19 protein-coding genes are annotated in these 16946 nt (G+C 38.1%); 9 read left to right on the top strand and 10 right to left on the bottom strand.

Annotated elements, in window-relative coordinates; all coding sequences use genetic code 11:
- Positions 1-50 precede the first annotated feature (50 nt).
- The 4 genes from HW279_RS09640 to HW279_RS09625 all read left to right on the top strand — a co-directional run bounded on the left by HW279_RS09640 (position 51) and on the right by HW279_RS09625 (position 5528).
- Positions 51-1496 (top strand): SWIM zinc finger family protein, encoded by a 1446-nt coding sequence (locus HW279_RS09640; RefSeq protein WP_178958813.1) that lies wholly within the window; start codon positions 51-53, stop codon positions 1494-1496.
- Positions 1497-1506: 10 nt separating this feature from the next.
- The gene (locus tag HW279_RS09635; RefSeq protein WP_178958812.1) at positions 1507-3333 is read left to right on the top strand and encodes a HEAT repeat domain-containing protein; all 1827 of its coding nucleotides are present in this window, start codon (positions 1507-1509) and stop codon (positions 3331-3333) included.
- 142 nt (positions 3334-3475) lie between these two features.
- Positions 3476-3715 (top strand): hypothetical protein, encoded by a 240-nt coding sequence (locus HW279_RS09630; protein WP_178958811.1) that lies wholly within the window; start codon positions 3476-3478, stop codon positions 3713-3715.
- A gap of 319 nt (positions 3716-4034) precedes the next feature.
- The gene (locus HW279_RS09625; protein WP_178958810.1) at positions 4035-5528 is read left to right on the top strand and encodes a sulfatase; all 1494 of its coding nucleotides are present in this window, start codon (positions 4035-4037) and stop codon (positions 5526-5528) included.
- On the opposite strand, the gene HW279_RS09620 is transcribed toward HW279_RS09625, so the two are convergent.
- The 8 genes from HW279_RS09620 to HW279_RS10875 all read right to left on the bottom strand — a co-directional run bounded on the left by HW279_RS09620 (position 5525) and on the right by HW279_RS10875 (position 13095).
- The gene (locus HW279_RS09620; protein ID WP_178958809.1) at positions 5525-7153 is read right to left on the bottom strand and encodes an AMP-binding protein; all 1629 of its coding nucleotides are present in this window, start codon (positions 7151-7153) and stop codon (positions 5525-5527) included. The two genes, HW279_RS09625 and HW279_RS09620, sit on opposite strands and share 4 nt — an antisense overlap.
- A gap of 15 nt (positions 7154-7168) precedes the next feature.
- The gene (gene trmD, locus HW279_RS09615) at positions 7169-7843 is read right to left on the bottom strand and encodes a tRNA (guanosine(37)-N1)-methyltransferase TrmD (protein WP_178958808.1); all 675 of its coding nucleotides are present in this window, start codon (positions 7841-7843) and stop codon (positions 7169-7171) included.
- A gap of 4 nt (positions 7844-7847) precedes the next feature.
- Positions 7848-8486, bottom strand: coding sequence for a hypothetical protein (locus tag HW279_RS09610; protein WP_178958807.1), 639 nt, complete (start codon positions 8484-8486; stop codon positions 7848-7850).
- Between the two features lie 30 nt (positions 8487-8516).
- Positions 8517-9119, bottom strand: a complete 603-nt coding sequence (locus tag HW279_RS09605; protein ID WP_178958806.1) for a thioredoxin family protein — start codon at positions 9117-9119, stop codon at positions 8517-8519.
- Between the two features lie 63 nt (positions 9120-9182).
- Complete coding sequence (gene clpX / locus HW279_RS09600; RefSeq protein ID WP_178958805.1) at positions 9183-10415, bottom strand: ATP-dependent Clp protease ATP-binding subunit ClpX; 1233 nt, start codon at positions 10413-10415, stop codon at positions 9183-9185.
- Positions 10415-11074, bottom strand: a complete 660-nt coding sequence (clpP, locus tag HW279_RS09595; RefSeq protein WP_016479514.1) for an ATP-dependent Clp endopeptidase proteolytic subunit ClpP — start codon at positions 11072-11074, stop codon at positions 10415-10417. Before clpP ends, clpX begins: the two co-directional genes overlap by 1 nt.
- Before the next feature lie 232 nt (positions 11075-11306).
- The gene (gene tig, locus HW279_RS09590; RefSeq protein ID WP_178958804.1) at positions 11307-12635 is read right to left on the bottom strand and encodes a trigger factor; all 1329 of its coding nucleotides are present in this window, start codon (positions 12633-12635) and stop codon (positions 11307-11309) included.
- Between the two features lie 304 nt (positions 12636-12939).
- Entirely contained in the window at positions 12940-13095 is a 156-nt protein-coding gene (locus tag HW279_RS10875) for a hypothetical protein (protein WP_218975867.1), read from the bottom strand.
- Positions 13096-13465: 370 nt separating this feature from the next.
- On the opposite strand from HW279_RS10875, the gene udk reads away from it, so the two are divergent.
- Genes udk through HW279_RS09565 form a run of 5 tightly spaced genes read left to right on the top strand, consistent with a single transcriptional unit; the run spans position 13466 to position 15841 of the window.
- Positions 13466-14080, top strand: coding sequence for a uridine kinase (udk, locus tag HW279_RS09585; protein ID WP_178958803.1), 615 nt, complete (start codon positions 13466-13468; stop codon positions 14078-14080).
- On the top strand, positions 14080-14388 hold the full coding sequence (locus tag HW279_RS09580; RefSeq protein WP_178958802.1) for a septum formation initiator family protein: 309 nt from the start codon (positions 14080-14082) through the stop codon (positions 14386-14388). The genes udk and HW279_RS09580 overlap by 1 nt, the downstream gene beginning before the upstream one ends.
- Before the next feature lie 30 nt (positions 14389-14418).
- Positions 14419-14736, top strand: a complete 318-nt coding sequence (locus HW279_RS09575; protein ID WP_002672205.1) for a DUF4298 domain-containing protein — start codon at positions 14419-14421, stop codon at positions 14734-14736.
- A 50-nt stretch (positions 14737-14786) separates the two neighbouring features.
- Complete coding sequence (locus HW279_RS09570; RefSeq protein WP_009750555.1) at positions 14787-15203, top strand: PaaI family thioesterase; 417 nt, start codon at positions 14787-14789, stop codon at positions 15201-15203.
- Positions 15204-15220: 17 nt separating this feature from the next.
- Positions 15221-15841, top strand: a complete 621-nt coding sequence (locus HW279_RS09565; protein WP_178958801.1) for an L-threonylcarbamoyladenylate synthase — start codon at positions 15221-15223, stop codon at positions 15839-15841.
- 44 nt (positions 15842-15885) lie between these two features.
- On the opposite strand, the gene HW279_RS09560 is transcribed toward HW279_RS09565, so the two are convergent.
- Both HW279_RS09560 and HW279_RS09555 read right to left on the bottom strand, forming a co-directional pair.
- Positions 15886-16170, bottom strand: coding sequence for a winged helix-turn-helix domain-containing protein (locus tag HW279_RS09560; protein ID WP_009751459.1), 285 nt, complete (start codon positions 16168-16170; stop codon positions 15886-15888).
- Complete coding sequence (locus HW279_RS09555; protein ID WP_009751456.1) at positions 16160-16759, bottom strand: hypothetical protein; 600 nt, start codon at positions 16757-16759, stop codon at positions 16160-16162. Before HW279_RS09555 ends, HW279_RS09560 begins: the two co-directional genes overlap by 11 nt.
- Positions 16760-16946 lie beyond the last annotated feature (187 nt).

The raw sequence follows: 16946 nt of genomic DNA, 5'->3' as shown, positions 1-16946 counted from the left end.
GATAATAAGTAGCTTATGTTCCTATAAAACCATATAATTCACAATACAATATGATAGAAGTAACACAACAAAAGATTGAAGAACTCGCTCCTAATGCCGAAGCAGCTAAAAAAGGGCGAGATTTACAAAAGAAAGGAAAATTTACTAATCTAAAAATCAATGCTGAAAAGAACCTTATATGGGGTGAATGTGCAGGAAGTGGTAAAAATCCTTATTATTGCTCAGCTGACTATATAGATAGCCATAACCCAGTGTTTCGCTGCAATTGCCCTAGTCGTCAGTTTCCTTGCAAACACGCTATTGGTTTATTGTATTGCTTTGAGGCAGATAAGAGTCAATTTAGTGAAGGTGAGGTGCCAGAAGATATTACTGCTAAGCGTGAAAAGATAGAGAAAAGACAGGAAAAGAAAACTCAAGAAAAAGAGTCTATCAAAGAGAAAGCTGAGAAACCTAAGAAGGTAAATAGAGTGGCTTTTGTTAAGAAAGTAGACACTCAGCTTATAGGTATTGATACAGCTCAGAAACTTTTGCGCGATGTAGTCAGTACAGGACTTTCTTCAATAGATGCCAAATTACGCGCCACCCTTAGAACTCAAATAAAAGAATTAGGCAACTACTATATAGGCGGTATACAAACGGCTTTCAATAACCTGCTTTTGTCACTTGAAGAAGTAGAAGAGGAAGAATATACAGAGGTAGTAAATAACTTAAATTATCTTTCAGCTTTACTGAAAAAAGCCTCTGAATATCTAAAAGCCCGCAAAGAAAATCCAGAAGGATTGCCTGAACTATCCTCAGCTATTGAAGAGCAAATAGGCTATGTATGGAAGTTAGTAGAGCTAATGCAATATGGACTTTATGAGGAAAATGCAAGCCTTGTACAGCTTTCGTTTAATAGTTATGACAATGAAGCGCGCAAAGAATATGTAGACGAAGGATTATGGCTTAACCTAACCACAGGCAAGATATTTAAGACGATGAATTATCGTCCTTACAAGGCAGCAAAGTACATCAAGGAAGAGAACACTATGTTTGGTGTTTTACAACTGAAAGACCTATATATTTACCCTGGCGATACCAATCCTCGTATTCGTTGGGAAGCTGACAGTATAACGGAACGCCCTCTACAAAAAACAGACCTTACTACCATTAAGCAATGGGCATCGACTCAGTTTGCTGATACTATCAAGAGTGTGAAGAACACTATAAAAAATCCACTGATGGACAAGCATCCAGTAGTACTTTTGACACTGCATAAAGCTTATAGAGTAGGAGAGGATTTGGTTGTAGAAGATGCCAATGGTTTTGCTATCACCTTGAAAGATATAGGAGAAGGGGCTGTATCGCCAACGGGCAATCTGAAAGCTTTTTTGCCCTCCAATGCCGAAGGACTCAGCCTCACAGCAATGATGCATAATGATGTAGCCACTGGACTTTTGTCTGCTCAACCAATGTCGCTCATTACCCCTGATAAAATTATCCGTTTATTATATTAGCATATTAGATATGAAACCTTTATACGATTTACAACAAGAACTTAACCGCCTGTTTATAGCAGGAAGTAAGTTTGCTAAAAATGACCCTCGCTTACAGAAGTACATTCCTATACTGAAGAAATTGGGAGAAAAGGCTCCTGTATTTAATAAATTAGCCCAAGAAGTAGAAGCATTGCTACAAGTTGAAAGCCAGCAATCTGCCGAAAAGCTATTAAATGTTTCCACTTTGCTCTATTCGGTGCTCTATACACAAGGCGTTACTATACAAGCAGAAGCTACCAAAGCCCTACAAGAACCCAATGTATCTATAGCCGATGTGAATACAACCTATTCGTATTTACAACTGAAACCTGTATTGCAAGCTCTTACCCAAAGTAACTCAGGACGTTTAGAAGTACTTAAAGACGCTTTTGAACGCGGTATATTTAAAGATTCTCGTACCTTTGGTTATTTGAGTTATGCCTTGGCTGATAAGTATACCGAACTCGCCGATTATGTGCTCCAAACTATTATTCCCACTTGTGGTCAAGCGATGCTCCCTTTTCTGCTATCGGATTTTCGTTTAGAGGATAAGACTGAAAATGTACGCCGTTTGCGATTATTATACCAGTTAAAGTATGCCCAGATGGATAGCCTAATGGATAAGATATTCGGTGAGAGTTTACCTAACCTACAAGCTGAAGCCGTTAGCATAATAGCTGAGAAGAAAGATACGCAAACAGAAGACTTTATTATGAGTCTTACAAGTGACAAGAATAAGTTGGTACGGGAGGCTTCCTATAAAGCATTAGCAATATTGGGCACACAACGTAGCATCGATAAGTTACTTGCACTTTATGAAACTAATAAAGCAAAAGGAAATGCAAAAGCTTTGGCTGAAGCTATTTCTTTATTAGCAATACCTTCACATTATCAACCTTTTCTTAAAAAGGTATACGAGCAATTTAACATACTACTTTCAATAGAAAAAACAGATAACAATGCAACAGTAACCAATGCTTTTGAACGTTTTGCTATTGATTTGGATATTTTGGAGAATAAGGATTGTAATGAAGTATATGAGTTCTTATCTGAATTACTACAATCTCAGAAATTCAACACTCTTCGCAGAAGTTTATTTAAGAACACTTATGACCCTATACCTATGAAAATAGTAGGTATTCTCAATAGCTTTGAAGCAGATAAGGTGGTGGCATTCTATGATAAGCATAAGCAATATCTCACTTTTAACAGTGGTTATAATGATTTGTGGATAAACTTTTTTTGGAGAGCTTTTAATAATGAAAATTTTAGTAAGGAACAACTATTTGAAACATTTAGCACTACACTTGGAAAATCAGTTGCAACAGGAAGTATGTTAGAAGCATTTAGTGGAACTAATGGCTATTATACTTATACAGTTCGTAAATGTTCAGAGGTGAGAGTAGATAGAATAGACCCTCGCTGGATACCTGTGTTTTATTCATTCCTCCGTAGTCTTAAAAAGCTCCATAACAATTATGCATTAAATACTTTTATTATACTCGATGCCTTAGAAAAAGATGGAAAATCATTAGATGAATGGCTCTTGAAAGCACTCTCAGAAACTTTTTCAGAAGACACCATATGGTTGTATCACCTTATTTTAAAACGAAACTTACCCAATAAGTATGAGCTTGTTTATCACTCATTAGAGAAAATGAAGGCTGGAAATGCTTATTATTTTCTGTATAACCTTTCTGACACAGATTTTTGGAAGCAGTTTCCTAAGGAATACGCACAGAAGTTCAGAATTTTGGCTGAGAAGAATAAGTTAAAGATATTTAAAGAAATAGCAGAAGAGATAGAAAGAAGATAACAAAAAGGGTGTGACGAAAGTATAAATGAATGGTTAATGATTAGTGGTTAGTGATTAGTAGTGAATTAGGAAGATTTTTATACAAAGCTTATAGGATAGACGGTGCGAGTTACACGGTCAGTCGTAGCACGACAGGCATATAATGAAAAGACGAACAAAAGACGAACAAAAGACGAACAAAAGACGAACAAAAGACGAACAAAAGACGAACAAAAGACGAACAAAAGACGAACAAAAGACGAACAAAAGACGAACAAAAGACGAACAAAAGGCGAACAAAAGACGAACAAAAGACGAACAAAAGACGAACAAAAGACGAACAAAAGACGAACAAAAGACGAACAAAAGACGAACAAAAGACGAACAAAAGACGAACAAATGACGAACAAATGACGAACAAATGACGAACAAATGACGGTGCGAGCCGCACGGGCAGATAAACAAATGACGAAGGAAAGACAAACAAATGACGGTAAGAGCCACACGGGCAGATAAACAAATGACGAAGGAAAGACAAACAAATGACGAACAAAAGACGAACAAATGACGGTGCGAGCCACACGGGCAAATGAACGAATGACGAACAAAAAATATATCTAAGATCAACTTAGACCCTATATAAGATGAAATTTAGTTATTATTTTAGTTACACATAATTTTGTTAATTGAAAATTTGTATTTTTGCTGAAACTTTAAATAAAATGAAAACACTCTTTTTACTTGCTTCAACACTCCTTTTTCTCACGGTTGAAGCACAACGCCCTAATATAGTAGTTTTTATAGTAGACGATATGGGATGGGAAGACACTTCTTTGCCTTTTTGGAGTGAACGTGTTCCTAATAACGATATTTATCACACGCCTAATATGGAGCGATTGGCTTCGCGAGGGGTGCAACTTACGCAAGGTTATGCGGCGTCAATTTGTTCGCCCAGCAGAGTGAGTTTGCTTACCGGTAGCAATGCGGCGCGCCACCGTGTTACTAACTGGACGTTGCACTACAATACCCCTACCGATGTAGAAGATACCGTGCTCACACCACCCGATTGGAATGTGAATGGTATTTCACCCATACCTAATATACCTCACGCTTATTATGCTAAAACGCTTCCTCAGTTATTAAAAGAAGCTGGTTACTACACTATTTGCATAGGGAAAGCACACTTTGGGGCAACTCAAACCTTAGGGGCTAATCCATTGAATTTAGGATTTGAGAAGAATATTGCAGGACACGCGGGAGGAGGACCTGCAAGCTATTCAGGGCTTACTAATTTTGGCAATCGTACCGATGGACAACCTTCGTCGGCTTTTGCGATTCCTGACCTCGAAAAATATTGGGGCAAAGATATTTCAGTTACCGAAGCACTTACGTTAGAAGCACTTGAAACATTAGATAACCGACCTAAAGACCGTCCGTTTTTTCTCTATCTCTCACATTACGCAGTGCATATTCCTATTGAGGAAGATAAGCGTTTCAGTGCTAAATATCAGCATTTAAACCCTATTGAAGCCCGTTATGCCTCGATGATAGAAGCTATGGACAAGAGTTTGGGCGATGTGTTGGATTATCTCAAAGCACATCAGTTAGAAAATGATACTTTTATTTTGTTTCTATCGGACAACGGAGGGCTGAGTGCCGTAGGTCGCGGTGGAAAGCCTAATACACATAACTATCCGCTACAAGCAGGTAAAGGCTCGGCTTATGAAGGAGGTGTGCGTATTCCTATGATAGCCTCTTGGCAAGGGCAACTACCCACGAATAAGCGCACGGAGCAACCTGTAATTATAGAAGATATATTTCCGACGCTTTTGGAAGTGGCAAAGATAAGAGACTATAAAGTACCTCAAAAGGTAGATGGGAAAAGTTTTTTGGCAACCTTAAAAGGTAAAAAAGTAGGAGAGGAGCACCGTTGCTTTTATTGGCATTGTCCTAACAATTGGTATACAGTAGAAGGCTATGGTTATGGAGCTTCGAGTGCTATAAGACAAGGTGATTGGAAATTAGTATATATGCACAAAACGGGTGAGAAACAGCTGTTCAATATTAAAGAAGATATAAGCGAAGCTCATAACTTAATTAAGCAGTACCCTCGTAAGGCAAAGCAACTTACAAAAAAAATGCGCCATTACCTCAAAGAAGTAAAGGCGCAGATGCCTATGAATAAAGAGACAGGGAAAATAGTTCCCTTACCTTAATCTTCGTCCTCTAAACCGAGTTCTCTGGCTGATATTTCACGCATTTCTACCTTGCGTATTTTACCCGAGATAGTCATCGGGAACTCTTCTACAAACTTCCAATAACGAGGCACTTTATAATGAGCAATACGCCCTTTGCAGAAGTCGTGGAGTTCTTCTTCAGTGAGGGTAACCCCTTCTTTAGGTTTAATCCAAGCCATAACTTCTTCACCGTATTTTTTGCTAGGGACACCAATTACTTGCGCGTCCATTACTCCTTTATAGGTATAAAGGAAGTCTTCTATTTCTTTAGGAGAGATATTTTCCCCTCCGCGAATAATCAAATCTTTAATGCGACCTGAGATATGAATATAGCCATCCTCGTCCATCATAGCCAAATCACCAGAGTGCATCCAGCGTTGTTCGTCTATCACCTGCTCTGTAGCCTGCGGACTGTTCCAATACTTCAACATTACTGAATAGCCACGAGTACATAGCTCACCGTTCTCGCCTCGTTTAACGATAGCTTTGGTCTCAGGGTTGATAATCTTAATCTCTAAGTGGTCGTGAATAGTTCCTACCGAGTAGATTTGTTTCTCGAAAGGTGCTCCTATTTTAGTTTGTGTAGAGACAGGTGAAGTTTCTGTCATACCGTAGCAAATGGTTATTTCGTGCATATTCATTTGCTCTTTCACGCGTTTCATAATTTCAGGAGGACACAAAGCTCCTGCCATTACCCCTGTACGCAGACTTGATAAATCATAAGGTTGTTTGTCTAATACATACAGTTCTGAGATGAACATCGTAGGCACACCATAAAGCGAAGTACATTTTTCTTTCTCTACAGCTTCGAGTGTTTTAGTAGCATCGAAACTATCGTTGGGGATTACCATTGTAGCCCCGTGAACTGTACAAGCGAGATTTCCAATAACCATTCCGAAACAATGGTAAAAAGGTACAGGAATACACACTCTGTCTTTTTCGGTATAATTCATTCGGATACCGATAAAATAACCGTTATTGAGGATATTGTGGTGAGAAAGTGTAACACCTTTGGGGTTGCCCGTAGTTCCTGAAGTATATTGTATATTTACGGGGTCGTCAAACTGCACTCTCTCTTCAAAAGAAAGTAGTTTCTCGTCGGTAACTTTTTCACCGTGTGCTAAGAAATGTTGCCAGCTCTCTCCCCAATACACTTCTTTACGCAAAGTTTCAGTAAACTCACGCGCATCGTCTATCATCTTTTTATAATTACTACTTTTAAACTGAGGGGCAGCGAAGATGTATGATATCCCTGATTGATTGATTACATAAATCAGTTCGCTGGTACGATAAGCAGGATTGATATTCACCATTATCGCTCCTATTTTGGCTGTGGCATACTGCAAGAGCGTCCACTCATAGCAATTAGGAGACCAAATACCTACCCTATCGCCTTGTTTCACACCTAAGGCGATAAGCCCTTTGGCTACAGCCGTTACTTGTGCATAAAACTCGGCGTAAGTAACTCGGTAGTCCTGGTGCACGGATATAAGCGCTTCCTTATTAGGGTATTTTTCTACTGTTTTACGAAGGTTCTGGTCGATAGTTTCCCCTATAAGAGAGATATCAGAAGCTCCGTAAGTGTAAGCTAAGTTTTTATTCATAAGGATTACTTTTAATTATTTTAGTAAGTCAGGTCGTTTGGCTTTGGTATGCTCATAAGCCATATCTTCCCTCCATTGTTCTATTTTAGGCGTATTGCCACTGGTAAGAATTTCGGGTACTTCCCAACCTTTGTAGTTAGCAGGACGTGTATAGACTGGTGGAGCCAACAAATTGTCTTGAAATGAATCGGTAAGGGCTGAAGTTTCATCGGAGAGGACACCAGGGATGAGGCGAATAATTGCATCACAAAGCACCGCTGCACCTAATTCTCCACCTGAAAGCACATAGTCACCTATGGATATTTCTTTGGTGATAAAGTGGTCGCGTACGCGCTGGTCTACCCCTTTGAAGTGCCCACACAAGATGATAAGATTTTTAGCCAACGACAGTTGGTTAGCCATCTTTTGTTGCAGTGTATCGCCATCAGGGGTGAGGAATATCACCTCGTCATAATCTCTTTCAGCTTTGAGAGCTGAAATACACTTATCGATAGGCTCTATCATCAGCACCATACCTGCCCCTCCTCCAAACTGATAGTCATCTACTTGGCAGTAGGCATTATTGGCATAATCGTGTAGGTTATGGAAATGTACTTCTACTAATTGTTTATCAATTGCACGCTTTATAATGGAGTAGCCAAAAGGACTCTCCATTAGTTCAGGAACAACCGATATAATATCAATACGCATCAGTCTAACGATGTTTGTTTATTTCGTCTTGCAACTGGCGACGCACTTTCTGTTCGCGTTCAATAGCTGCTTTGCGATAGCTCTCGTATTCCTCTTGTAATTCTGATAATTGATGAAGAGACTTTCTTGTAACAATATTTCCGTTAGAGTATTTGTAAATATACAGCACTAATAGAACTCCTAAAGCAATAATAATTCCCCACATAATGGTATTGTATAAGCCTTTGGATAACAAAGCTCCAAACAGATTCATACTATCTTTCTCATTGCGGGTCTGGTCTAAGGTAGTTTGTAAAGAGGCTATATTATCATTTAGTGTCTTAATAGTTTCTTCGTGAGTTTTTACTGTTTCCTTTTCAGCCGCGAGGCGTGATTTTATATTATTCACACTGTCTGCCATACTGCGTTGAAAGCTGGCAAGCTTAACTTTGTCAAACATTTTGTAGTTTTGCCAAGACCCTGCTCTGTCTATCATACGTTGGAATTGTTCGGGTAGGCTGGTAGGCTTTGGTTCTTCAGGTTGTACTTCCACAGTAGTTGAAGCAGTTTTCTGTGAACTAAATGAAGTTGTTGTCGCATCTTGTGCTTTAATTGATACAGCAGGAAAGGCACTAAGTGCCATCATTATTATTAGTTTTTTCATATAACTTATATTTTAAATTAATAATTGAGGTTACAGTGTTTTCATTATCTTCGTAAAATCGTCTACAATGGTGGCTCCTTTGTCCTGGTTGTACCATTTTTGTAGTTCTTCTTTGAATTCAGGGGTGAGTTTACCATTCTTAGCCTTCTCTTCTTCTACCATTTTAGTAGCTACTGACGGACGAGAGCCCCAATGTGCTAATACCTTATCTTCTAAGTCTAAAAACACTACTACAGGAATGGCTTTGCCTCCATTGGTAAGAAAAAGATTCATCAGCTCTTCATTCTCATCTCTAAAAACAAGTTTCATAGTGATTTTAGGGTTGAGAGTCGCTATTTTATGTACTACGGGTACAATTTGAGCCGCATCAGCACACCAACTTTCGGTAATCACTAATAAACAAACGCTCTTAGGGTAGTTTGCAAAGAATTGAGCCTTATCTTCAGGTATTTCTATGGTCTTATCTAAGCGTTTGTAGCGTTTCTGGTTTAAAGCAGTGTAATATATGCGTTCTTCGGTTTGTTCTTTTCCGCTCGATTTTCCTTCTGTTGCATACTTGTCTATCAGGTTGCGATAGGTCTCGTAAGAAACAGCTTTTAGAAGGCTATTGCGAATGATTTGTGTTGTATCCATATTCAATTAATTAACAATTAAAAGGTAAGGCACGAGCTACAAGCTCGCACCTGCTTTTGTAATTTAAGAAGCTATTTGCAAAGCTGATTTGTTCAGTTTTTCCTCAGCGTATTCTTTGGTTATTGTCAGTTCTTTTACGCCTGAATTAGGAAGCTCAAACATCGCATCAGTGAGTATATTCTCGCATAGCGAACGCAAACCACGTGCGCCGAGTTTATATTCTAAGGCTTTCTCAACGATAAAGTCGAGTGCTTCTTCTGTTATATCAAATTTAATGCCATCCATCTCAAAGAGTTTTTTATACTGTTTGATAATGGCATTCTTAGGTTCGGTAAGAATCATACGCAAAGTGTGTTTATCTAATGGATTCATATAGGTAAGCACCGGCAAACGACCTATAATCTCGGGTATCAAACCGAAGTCTTTTAGGTCTTTGGGTATGATGTATTGCACCAAGTTTTTCCTATCTACTTGTGTATTTTTAGACGAATTGTAACCCACCGCTTGCATATTCAGGCGTTTAGAAATAACACGCTCAATGCCGTCAAAAGCTCCTCCGGCAATAAACAAGATGTGTTCGGTGTTTACTTCTATATACTTCTGATCGGGGTGCTTGCGTCCGCCCTTGGGAGGTACGTTCACCACAGAGCCTTCGAGGAGTTTTAGCAGTGCTTGTTGTACCCCTTCGCCCGATACGTCACGAGTGATAGAAGGATTGTCGCTCTTGCGAGCAATCTTGTCGATTTCGTCTATGAACACGATGCCTCTTTCAGCTTTTTCCACATCGTAGTCAGCAGCTTGTAACAGGCGTGAGAGAATACTCTCCACATCTTCACCTACATAGCCTGCCTCAGTGAGTACTGTCGCGTCTACAATGGCAATAGGCACATTTAGCATCTTAGCAATGGTGCGTGCTACTAAGGTTTTACCTGTACCCGTTTCGCCTACCATTATCACGTTACTCTTTTGTATTTCCACTTCATCGTCGGCATCGGGTTGTTGCAAACGCTTGTAGTGATTGTATACCGCCACCGAGAGTATTTTTTTAGTAAAGTCCTGACCTATTACATACTGGTCAAGGAATTTTTTAATCTCTTGTGGAGTTTTCAAGGTCATATCACCCGATACTACAGACTTCCCTTTTTGAGCTTTAGTACCGAATGCCTCTTCTATAATGATATTAGCTTGTTCAACGCAATAGTTACATATATTACCAGCCATACCGCGAATTAGCATCTCGGTTTCGGGTTCTGCACGACCGCAGAATGAACAATATTCTACTTCTTTTTTAGCCATTATTTTCTTTCTAACACTTCGTCTATCATACCATACTCTTTAGCTTCGCGTGCTATCATCCAGTAGTCGCGTTCTGAGTCTTTATACACTTTAGCAAAAGGTTGCTTAGAGTGCTTGGCAATGATTTCGTATAGTTCGTTTTTGAGTTTCAACATTTCTTTTAGATTTATTTCCATATCGCTGGCTACCCCTTGTGCACCTCCCGAAGGTTGGTGAATCATTACACGAGAGTGTGGCAATGCCGAGCGTTTGCCCTCAGTTCCAGCACATAGCAATACGGCAGCCATCGAAGCAGCAATACCGGTACAGATAGTAGCCACATCAGGTTTTATAAACTGCATCGTATCGTAAATACCTAAGCCGGCATACACGCTACCCCCTGGCGAATTGATATAGATTTGAATATCTTTAGCGCTATCCACACTTTCCAAGAAAAGTAGTTGAGCAGTTACAATATTCGCTACTTGGTCATTTACATCGGTGCCCAAGAAGATGATTCTATCCATCATCAAGCGCGAAAATACGTCCATTTGGGCTACATTCAGCTGGCGTTCCTCCATAATGTAAGGGGTCATACTGCCGATAATCTTATCGTAGTAAAGACTATTTACACCGTGCTGTTTAGTAGCATATTTTTTAAATTCGTCTGATAAATTCACTTTTTTAATGATTAATTGTTAATATTTAAAGGTTATCTTTTTAGGAAGTATGGTTAGATAATGATTAACATACTTCTTCAAAATATCAAACTTTGTCAAAGTGTAGCTGTTTTTACCTTTTATCTCTTACTTTTTACCTAAAAAGGGTAGTCCAAAATTGCCAAAGTAAGATACAGAAAAGGTATTTATCATTAGCAATTTTGGACTGGTTTTTTATGTTTTTTGTGAAGTTCTATTCAGGGAAAGCTAACTTTACAAATTCATCGAAAGTAACTTTCTTTACATCAGTATTTACATTTTCTTTGTAGAACTCAATGAGTTTCTTAAATACCAATTGTTGCTGAATGCGTTGTACTTCTTCTCTGTTTTGCAATACACGGTCTACAATGCCGTCTACATAACTATCGTCATCGGTAGGCATACCGTATTGAGATAACTGTGCTTTGATATAAGTGCGCGCAAAGTCTTTTAACTCTTCAAATTTAGGGTGCAAGTTATTATCTTCCATTACCTTGCCTTCGATAAGCTGATAACGCAATCCTTTTTCTGAATGCTCGTATTCTTTTTCCGCTTCTTCCTCAGTAAGTTCTTTTTCACCAGCGGTACGCAACCATTTTTTAAGGAAAGCAACAGGGAGGTCAAACTGAGTATTGTCTACCAAATAATCGGTAACAGTGTTCAAGAAGTGCTGGTCGGCTTGCTCATTGTATTGTTGTTGAGCACCTTCTCTTATCTTGTTGCGCAATTGCTCTTCGGTGGTAACAGAACCATCAGGGAAAAGTTTATTAAACAATTCTTGGTTTAAAGCAGCTTTTTCGCGTTCATTCACTTCTTCCAGCGTAAAAGTAACTTCTACATCTAAGTGATGAGCTTCGTCGTGCGATACTTTTAAGTAGTGCATTAAGCTGTGTGCATCTTTGAACAACCCTTTGGTTTGCAACTGAAATTGATCACCTATCTTTTTGCCTACAAACTCTTTGCGAACAGCATTGCTGAGTTCTTCTAAGGTGAAAGTAGCTTGTGAGTCAATACCTTTTTCCTCGTTAAAGAAAGTACCAGTCACTTCAAGACTGTCATCATCTATTACTTCGCCTTTGGCAACGAGTTTACCAAATTGTTTCTGAATGCGTTCTATTTGTTTGTCGATTTGGTCATCAGTAACGGTAATTTCGTAGCGAACGATTCCTTTTTTAGGTTGCAAGTTTACTTCGATAGCAGGAGCCAAGCCTATTTCAAACTCAAAAGTAAAGTCATCGGCATCTAAGTCGATGTCTTTTTTCTCTTTGAGGAGTGGGTTACCTAAAATATTGAGTTTTTCATCGCCTATGTATTTGTATAACGAGTCTTGTAACACTCGGTTGATTTCGTCAAACTTCACAGCTTTTCCATACTGTCTTTTAATCATACCAGCAGGTACGTGACCCTTTCTAAATCCAGGAATAGAAGCAGTTTTTCTGTAATCGTTTAGTACTTTCTCTACTTTATCGGCGTAGTCGTTTTTTTCAATAGCTATCTTAATGACAGCATTCAAAGCATCTACTTGCTCTCTGTTTATATTCATTTTTTAAAAAATATTAATCCAAATTTTTCAGTTTGCAAAAGTAGTACATTTTTTTTATATAGCAAAACTTTATGCTAATTCTTATATTTTAAAAGCATTAATTTTACTTTTTCTTTACCCTAAATTTTTAATCATTCTCATCTCACAATGTTTTTTGTGTCGCTACATTCCTCAAAGAGGAAGTTTGCACCAGCTCAGTATGTGAATAAGGAGAGGTTTCTTTCACCTTATCTTCATTCATTGTTCGTCACTCGTTCATCTGCCCGTGCGACTCGCACCGTCTTTTGTTCGTCTTTACGTCGCTTTAGTTCCCCCTTTGGAGGAAGCCAGCGAAAGCTGGGTATGTGTAAGGGGGAGGTTTCCTTCGTCTTTCCCTCACCTGCCCGTGCGACTTGCACCGTCTTTTGTTCATTGTTTGTTCATTGTTTGTTCGTTGTTTGTTCGTTGTTTGTTCGTTCATTGTTCGTTCATTGTTCGTCTTTTGTTCGTCTTTTGTTCGTCTTTTCTTTATCTACCCGTGCAGCTCGCACTGTCTTTTGTTCGTTCATTTTTTTGTCTCACTTTTCCGTTACTACACTCCCTCTCCTTGGGAGAGGGCTGGGGAGAGGATATTTTCTTCGTTCTTTGTTTATCTGCCTGTCGTGCTACGACTGCCTGTGCGGCTCGTACCTGCCTGTCGTGCTACGACCTCGCACCGTCATTAATTTTGGTGTTATTGGCATTATTGGCACTGTGGTATTAGTAGCACATTTGCTAACGTAACACGTTTTTAAAATTTTACTTTGTCAATTGAGTAGTATTTTATACTTTTGCCCCAAAATACATCAAAGATGCTTATCATAGGAATTACAGGAGGAACAGGTTGTGGTAAAACAACTGTTGTCAATCAAATTATTAAAGAACTCTCAGGCGAAGAAGTTACCGTTATTTCACAAGATTCTTACTATAAAGATTTGAGTTATCTTAGCTTTTCTGACCGCACCAAAATCAATTTCGACCATCCCAACTCTATCGATTTTGATTTGCTTAAAGAACATTTATTAGCATTAAGAGAAGGAAAAGATATTCAAAGTCCTACTTATTCATTCGTAGAACACAATCGTACTAACGAAACCGTTTTAGTTAAACCTACCAAAGTGGTAATTGTAGAAGGTATTCTTATCTTTGTACACCCCGATATCCGTGAGCTTTTTGATATTAAAATATTTGTACACGCCGATTCTGATGAACGACTTATACGTCGTATCAAACGCGATACAACCGAGAGAGGTCGTGATGTGAATGAAGTACTCAATCGCTATCAAACCACCTTAAAACCTATGCATTTAGAGTTTATTGAACCTGCTAAAGAATTCGCCGATATCATTATTCCTAATAATAAGCGCAATAAAGTAGCTATTGATATCATTAAAACAATAGTGCATAACCGTATATTTCAAAAATAATGAAAAAGTTACTTGAATATCTATCTTTATTGAAGGGCTATAAACTATATCTCGCTATATTATTCTTTTTTATAATATGGATGACTTTCTTTGATGCTAATTCTATATTAACTCACCACGAGCTCAATAAAGAAAGAGAAAAACTCAATAAGCAAAAACAGTTCCTTAAAAAGGAGATTGAAAAAGATAAAAAAGAACTTCAATCTCTTTACACCGAAGAAGGTAAAGAGAAGCTGGGACGTGAAATATACTATCTCAAACACGACGACGAAGAAGTGTTTATCATCGAATACGATAGCATTAATTAAAACAATAAACTAACTTTTTTTGAATTAGCTATGAACAAACGATATGAGAATATTAGCAAGATGAACGATATTCTTGCTAAATTAGAAAATACTCTTACCAAAGCTCAAGAAGTATTGGAAGAATGGAAAGCGATCCAACCTGAGTATGACCAGTTGGTAGCTTATTACGACAGTAAACAGTGGCGCCAAGACTATTTTGATAGTAACGATGGTAAAATACCTGACGAAGTACCGCAATGGGTACTCACACAAGATGCTATTTTTGATGCTATTGGCACTCAGTTTTATTTAGCTGATGAATATCGCACTTTATTGGATAAAATTAAAGCAAAAGAAATGAATCCTTAGGAAATCACCGCTTATACTTTTGTAAACTCTTAAAGTTTTTACCAAATCATATGAATAAAGAAACCTTGCGACAACTGTGGGAAACACTACCTCCTAATAATTTAATGCGTGATTGGCAAATGGAAATTGCTGAAATTACTGAAAGTACTATTACTCTTAGTATGCCAGTTACCGAACGCGTTACTCAGATAGACGGGGTTCTTCACGGAGGGGCTACACTTGCGCTGGCAGAAACGGCAGGGAGTTTAGGAGCTTATTTGCTTTATCGAGAAGAAGGAGAGCAGATACGAGGTATAGAACTAAGTGCTAATCACGTGCGAGCAGGTAGGGTAGGGGATACACTCTATGCTAAGGCAATATGTGTGAATGCAGGTAGAACGCTCCAGTTATGGGAAATAAAAGTAACAAATCAAGACGAAAAGCTTATCTCTTACTGCAAATTTACCACTATACGAATTAATTACTAACTGTTAATCATTGAAAAATGGCTGAGTTTATAAAACTATATAATGAAAATCCCAATGAAAAAGATATAAGTAGGGTAGTAGAAGTCCTTCACCGTGGAGGATTGATTATTTATCCTACCGACACAGTTTACGGATTAGGCTGTGATATTACTAACACTAAAGCTCTTGAAAAGATTGCACGTATCAAAGGGGTAAAGCTCGAAAAAGCAAACTTCTCTTTTGTGTGTTCTGATTTAAAGAACCTATCAGATTACGTAAAACAAATAGATACAAGTACTTTTAAGTTGTTGAAACGTACGTTACCTGGTCCTTATACTTTCATTATGCAAGGTAATAATAATTTGCCTAAAGATTTTAAGAAGAAAAAAACAGTAGGTATTCGTGTTCCCGATAATTTAATAGCTCGTACAATTGTAGAGAAATTAGGGAACCCTATTGTATCTACCTCTATTTATGATGAAGATGATGTGATAGAATATACCACCGATCCAGAACTTATTTTCGAGAAATGGCAAAACAAAGTAGATTTGGTGATTGACGGCGGTTATGGCGATAATGTAGCTTCCACAGTTATAGACCTTTCAGGAGATGCTCCTAAAGTATTGCGTGAAGGCAAAGGAGATATATCAATTATTTGATATTAGCCGTTAGTGGTTAGAAACTAACGACTAACGGCTAACGGCTAACGGCTAATATAGCTTTTTAGTGCCTCTACATATCGCTCAAAAGCTAAAAGACCTTCTTTGGTGAGCTGAACTTCGGTATTGGGGTAGTTGTCTTTAAAAGATTTTTTGACAGTGATATAACCAGCAGTCTCTAACTTCTGGATTTGCACAGAAATATTACCAGAGGTAGCCTTAGTAACCTCCTTGATACGGGCAAAATCAGCCTTTTCTTCTGAAACCAATAGTGAGACGATAGCCAAACGAAGCTGTGAGTGCAAAATAGGATCTAAATCAGCGAACATTACTTCTCTTTTTATATTTGTTATGAAATTGAATACCAGGCACTAAGAACAATAAGGCTGCTAATACTACGCATAGTAAAGGCAAATAGATTTCATAACTAAAAGGCACAAATATACCTGCATAAATTAACAACAAAGCTACTAACGATGTTGCTATCCAGAGTTTCATTTTCATTTGTAATGCCATTGCTAAAGCTACAAAAGCAAAAGGCAGATAAATGACCAAAATAGCTATTTGAAATTTTCCAAAAGGGCTCAGAGGTACTAAAAAAGCAAAAATTGCATTAATACCTGCAACTGCCCATATCCAATCTAACCAATCGACGTAGTTTTTTTGTGTAGCAACTTTCTTTTCTTTGTATTTGATAATGAAGTTCACCACAAAGCCAAGAGGCATTAATATCAACCATACAAATCCTGATTGTTTGGGATAATAGTTGGTGATAAGCATCGCAAACTGCAGTACGCCTGCAAGCATAATAAGCACACTCCAAAAGATAAGAAAGAACCCGTTCTCTTCGTACTTTTGTTTTCGTTGATTGATGACAGACTGAATGATTTTCAAGCTGTCGGATACTTGTAAGTCCATAATGTTAAAATGTTTAATGTTATAAATTCGCTGCAAATATAAGTTAGTTTATAATATAAACCAAATTTTTAGCAATTATTTTTATAGCATAAGGTATATTTTTTTATTATAAACTTGTAATTCAATTAATTATAGGAGTTTAATTTTACAGTTTACAAGTGCGTGCGAGCCAAAATTTGTTTACTTG

This window comes from Capnocytophaga sp. oral taxon 903 (assembly GCF_013394785.1).
GTDB classification, from domain to species: Bacteria; Bacteroidota; Bacteroidia; order Flavobacteriales; family Flavobacteriaceae; genus Capnocytophaga; species Capnocytophaga ochracea.
The sequence above is the reverse complement of the archived record's forward strand: the minus strand, read 5'-3'. Positions and strand labels throughout refer to the sequence as shown.

What these genes read in the sequence shown, in the direction of transcription:
- HW279_RS09640 (WP_178958813.1), top strand. Translation starts at nt 51, where the DNA reads ATGATAGAAGTAACACAACAAAAGATTGAAGAACTCGCTCCTAATGCC.
- HW279_RS09635 (WP_178958812.1), top strand. Translation starts at nt 1,507, where the DNA reads ATGAAACCTTTATACGATTTACAACAAGAACTTAACCGCCTGTTTATA.
- HW279_RS09630 (WP_178958811.1), top strand. Translation starts at nt 3,476, where the DNA reads ATGAAAAGACGAACAAAAGACGAACAAAAGACGAACAAAAGACGAACA.
- HW279_RS09625 (WP_178958810.1), top strand. Translation starts at nt 4,035, where the DNA reads ATGAAAACACTCTTTTTACTTGCTTCAACACTCCTTTTTCTCACGGTT.
- HW279_RS09620 (WP_178958809.1), bottom strand. Translation starts at nt 7,153, where the DNA reads ATGAATAAAAACTTAGCTTACACTTACGGAGCTTCTGATATCTCTCTT.
- trmD (WP_178958808.1), bottom strand. Translation starts at nt 7,843, where the DNA reads ATGCGTATTGATATTATATCGGTTGTTCCTGAACTAATGGAGAGTCCT.
- HW279_RS09610 (WP_178958807.1), bottom strand. Translation starts at nt 8,486, where the DNA reads ATGAAAAAACTAATAATAATGATGGCACTTAGTGCCTTTCCTGCTGTA.
- HW279_RS09605 (WP_178958806.1), bottom strand. Translation starts at nt 9,119, where the DNA reads ATGGATACAACACAAATCATTCGCAATAGCCTTCTAAAAGCTGTTTCT.
- clpX (WP_178958805.1), bottom strand. Translation starts at nt 10,415, where the DNA reads ATGGCTAAAAAAGAAGTAGAATATTGTTCATTCTGCGGTCGTGCAGAA.
- tig (WP_178958804.1), bottom strand. Translation starts at nt 12,635, where the DNA reads ATGAATATAAACAGAGAGCAAGTAGATGCTTTGAATGCTGTCATTAAG.
- HW279_RS10875 (WP_218975867.1), bottom strand. Translation starts at nt 13,095, where the DNA reads ATGAACGAACAAACAACGAACAAACAACGAACAAACAATGAACAAACA.
- udk (WP_178958803.1), top strand. Translation starts at nt 13,466, where the DNA reads ATGCTTATCATAGGAATTACAGGAGGAACAGGTTGTGGTAAAACAACT.
- HW279_RS09580 (WP_178958802.1), top strand. Translation starts at nt 14,080, where the DNA reads ATGAAAAAGTTACTTGAATATCTATCTTTATTGAAGGGCTATAAACTA.
- HW279_RS09575 (WP_002672205.1), top strand. Translation starts at nt 14,419, where the DNA reads ATGAACAAACGATATGAGAATATTAGCAAGATGAACGATATTCTTGCT.
- HW279_RS09570 (WP_009750555.1), top strand. Translation starts at nt 14,787, where the DNA reads ATGAATAAAGAAACCTTGCGACAACTGTGGGAAACACTACCTCCTAAT.
- HW279_RS09565 (WP_178958801.1), top strand. Translation starts at nt 15,221, where the DNA reads ATGGCTGAGTTTATAAAACTATATAATGAAAATCCCAATGAAAAAGAT.
- HW279_RS09560 (WP_009751459.1), bottom strand. Translation starts at nt 16,170, where the DNA reads ATGTTCGCTGATTTAGATCCTATTTTGCACTCACAGCTTCGTTTGGCT.
- HW279_RS09555 (WP_009751456.1), bottom strand. Translation starts at nt 16,759, where the DNA reads ATGGACTTACAAGTATCCGACAGCTTGAAAATCATTCAGTCTGTCATC.